Raw genomic sequence first — 3547 nt, 5'->3', positions numbered from 1 at the left:
CTGGAACACCAGGTTGCCCGCCGTGGTCAGCGTGCCGCCGTTCCACGGCGAGACATGCTCCTTGCGCCACACCTCCTTCTGCTGCACCGGGTCCCAGGCCAGCAGCCGGCCGAAGGGCTGGCTCTTGGGCGCTTCCACGTTGGCGCGCATGGCCGTGTTCCAGCCCAGGCCGGCCATGGGCTCACCCGGCTGGTTGGCATTGAAGCGCCAGTCCTTGTCGTCCATCAGGTTGAAGGGCACGTTCTGCGCCGGCAGGTACACCAGGCCCGTCTGCGGGTTGAAGGACATCGGGTGCCAGTTGTGCGCACCGAAGGGTCCGGGAATGGCGTCGAAGGGCTTGTCCTTCACACGCGCCATCTCGGTCTCGATCGGGCGGCCGTTCTTGTCATAGCCGCTGGCCCAGTTCACCGGCACGAAGTTCTGCGCCGAGATGAACTGCCCGTTGGTGCGGTCGATGACGAAGAAGAAGCCGTTCTTGGGCGCATGCAGGATGACCTTGCGCGGCTTGCCGTCGATGCGGATGTCGGCCAGGATCATCGGCTGGGTGGAGGTGTAGTCCCAGTTGTCGCCCGGCGTTTCCTGGTAGTGCCACTTGTAGGTGCCGGTGTCGGGATCCAGCGCCACGATGGAGGCCAGGTACAGGTTGTCGCCGCCCGCCGGGCTGCGCTTGCGGGCCGACCAGGGTGAGCCGTTGCCCACGCCCACGTACATCAGGTTCAGCTCGGGGTCGAAGGTGAGCGTGTCCCACGCGGTGCCGCCGCCGCCCCCTTCCCAGTAGCGGCTGCTGGCATCCCAGGTCTTGGCCGCAGCGGCCATGGCCTCGTTCTCAAACGGCTTGGACGGATCGCCCGGCACGGTGAACCAGCGCCACTTCTGCTCGCCGGTCTCGGCGTCGTAGGCGGTGATGTAGCCGCGGGCACCGTATTCGGCACCGCCGTTGCCGATGATCACCTTGCCCTTGAACACCCGCGGTGCCCCGGTGATGGTGTATGAGAACTTGGGGTCGGCGATGGTGTCCTTCTCCCAGACCTTGCGGCCGGTGGCGGCGTCCAGCGCGATCAGGCGGCCGTCGAAGGCGCCCACGTACACCTTGCCCTTCCACAGCGCCACGCCGCGGTTGACTACGTCGCAGCAGCCCTTGTAGCCCTTGGCACGGTCCACCTGCGGATCGAAGGTCCACAGCCGCTGGCCGGTGCGCACGTCCACCGCATGCACCACGCTCCAGGAGGCGCTGACGTACATCACCCCGTCCACCACCAGCGGCGTGGCCTCTACCCCGCGGGTGGATTCGAGGTTGTAGGTCCAGGCCAGGCCCAGCCGCTTCACGTTGGCGCTGTCGATTTGCTTGAGTTGGCTGAAGCGAGTCTCGGCATAGTCAAGCCCATGGCTGGGCCAGTCGCGGGTGGTGGCGGCATTGGCCTGGATGCGGGCGCCGTCGAGCTTTTGCACGGCGTTGCCGGCGCCCGGGGCCGACAGGGCCGGTAGCGCTGCCAGCGCGCCGCACAGCACCCACAGCGCGCGGTAGAGGTTTTGTCCTTGCATCATGGTGGTGGCTCCTTGAATCAGAAGATCTGCAGCAGGCGCAGGTTCACGCGGCCGGATTCACGCAGGCCCTCGCGCACGCGCAGGTCGCGCCCCACGGTGGTCAGCAACTGGGTCTTGGGCCCGATGAAGTAACCCGCGCCCAGCGCAAAGCGCGTGGTGGCCAGGCGGTTGTGTTGCGACTCGCCTTCGATGGACTGCTCGCCGCCCGCGGTGTGCGACAGGCCCAGCCGCCAATCCAGCGCATCGCTGGCATGCCAGCGCAGCCAGCCCTGGAGCTGGAACACCGGCTTCTGGCGCAGCGTCAGGCTGCCGGTGCCGTAGTCGTCGTTGCGGCCGTGCCAGGTCACGTCGGCGGCGGCGTCCAGCGTCAGCTGCGGGCCCAGCGGGCGGATGTAGCCGGCCTGCAGCGCCCACTTCCAGCGGTTCTCGCCGACGTTGACGCCCTGGCTGCGGTCGTACGAGCCGGTGGGCACCCACACGAAGGGCGTGATGCCGAAATAGGTCTTGGTCTGCGGATCGTTGATCAGCCAGGCGGTGGCGGCCAGCATCAGGTCGCCGACGCCGCTGTCCTTGCCGAGGGCCGACAGGTCGTCCTTGGCGCGCAGCCGGGCCACCGGCAGCAGGAACTGCGGATCGATGGTGATGCCGCCCAGCCGCATGAAGTGCACCACCCGCAGAATGCCCACGTCCGAGCTCAGGCCGGCATCGATGGGCACGCGCTCGCCGCCGGCATACAGCCGGTTGCGTTCGGCATGCTGGTAGTAGGCCAGGCCCAGCGTGGTGCCGGCCGGCAAGGCGGTGTAGTCGCCGGCATCCACGTCCACGGCATGGGCGGGTGCGCTGGCCAGGCCCAGCACGGCGCAGGTGGCCGCGACGGTGGCTCTCAGGCGCAGGTTCATGGGTTTGTCTCCTCAGGCAGTCTTGTCGTGGTGTCTGCGGGCTCAGGCGGCGATGAAGACCGACTTGGTCTCCAGGTAGGCGTCGATGGCTTCGCGGCCCAGGTCGCGCCCGATGCCCGACTGCTTGTAGCCACCAAAGGGCATGCCGGGGTCGAGCATGCTGTGGCAGTTGACCCAGACGGTGCCGGCACGCAGCCGCGGAATGAGCTGGTGCACGCGTGTGAGGTTGTTCGACCAGATGCTGGCGCCCAGCCCATACGGGGTGTCGTTGGCCTGGCGCGCGACTTCGTCCAGGTCGTCGTACGGCATCGCGGTGAGCACCGGGCCGAAGATCTCTTCCTGCACCACCCGGTGCGCATGGTTCACGTTGGTCAGCACCGTGGGCTGCACGAAGTAGCCCTTGTCACCGGCGCGCCGCCCGCCGCTCAGCACTTCGGCGCCATCGCGCCGGCCCGATTCGATGTAGCCGCACACCCGGTCGAGCTGCTCCTGCGACACCAGCGGGCCCATCTGCGCCGCCGGGTCAAGGCCATGGCCCAGCGGCATCTGCTTGGCGATCGCCGCCACGTCGGCCACCACACGATCGAACATGCGCCGCTGCACATACAGGCGCGAGCCGGCACAGCACACCTGCCCATGGTTGAAGAAGATGGCCTGCGCCGCGCCGGCTGCAGCGGCGGCGGGGTCGCAATCGTCGAGCACGATGACCGGCGACTTGCCGCCCAGCTCCAGCGTCACCCGGGCCAGCCGGTCCATCGCGGTGCGGCCGATCAGCTTGCCGGTCTCGGTGGAGCCGGTGAAGCTGATCTTGTCCACGCCCGCATGGGCCGTCAGCGGCGCACCAGCGCCGGGGCCATCGCCGGTGACGATGTTGACCGCACCGGCCGGAAAGCCCGCTTCCATCAGCAGCTCACCCAGCATCAGCGCGGTCAACGGCGTCTGCTCCGCGGGCTTGAGCACCACGCTGCAACCGGCGGCCAGTGCCGGGGCCAGCTTCATCACCGCCATCAGCAGCGGGAAGTTCCACGGCACGATGGCCGCCACCACGCCCACGGCTTCACGCCGGGTGAAGGTGACGAACTGCGCCGAGGGCGGCGCGAAGG

The 3547-nt window shown here is 68.5% G+C and carries 3 protein-coding genes; all 3 read right to left on the bottom strand.

Going from position 1 to position 3547, the window contains the following annotated elements:
* A partial coding sequence (locus ABNT58_RS22260; protein WP_348755591.1) for a PQQ-dependent dehydrogenase, methanol/ethanol family occupies positions 1-1545 on the bottom strand: 1545 nt, incomplete at its 3' end.
* Positions 1546-1562: 17 nt separating this feature from the next.
* Positions 1563-2444: a transporter gene (locus tag ABNT58_RS22255; protein ID WP_348755590.1), complete on the bottom strand. Its 882-nt coding sequence runs from the start codon at positions 2442-2444 to the stop codon at positions 1563-1565.
* A 42-nt stretch (positions 2445-2486) separates the two neighbouring features.
* Positions 2487-3547, bottom strand: a 1061-nt coding sequence (locus tag ABNT58_RS22250) for an aldehyde dehydrogenase family protein (protein ID WP_348755589.1), incomplete at its 5' end; no start/stop codon positions are given.

This window comes from uncultured Aquincola sp., from assembly GCF_964001545.1.
Taxonomy (GTDB): domain Bacteria; phylum Pseudomonadota; class Gammaproteobacteria; order Burkholderiales; family Burkholderiaceae_C; genus Aquincola.
Note: the sequence above shows the minus strand (reverse complement) of the source record. Positions and strands in the feature narration are given on the sequence as shown.

Excerpts from the sequence above, each read along its gene's own strand:
- ABNT58_RS22255 (WP_348755590.1), bottom strand. The coding sequence starts at position 2,444 with ATGAACCTGCGCCTGAGAGCCACCGTCGCGGCCACCTGCGCCGTGCTG.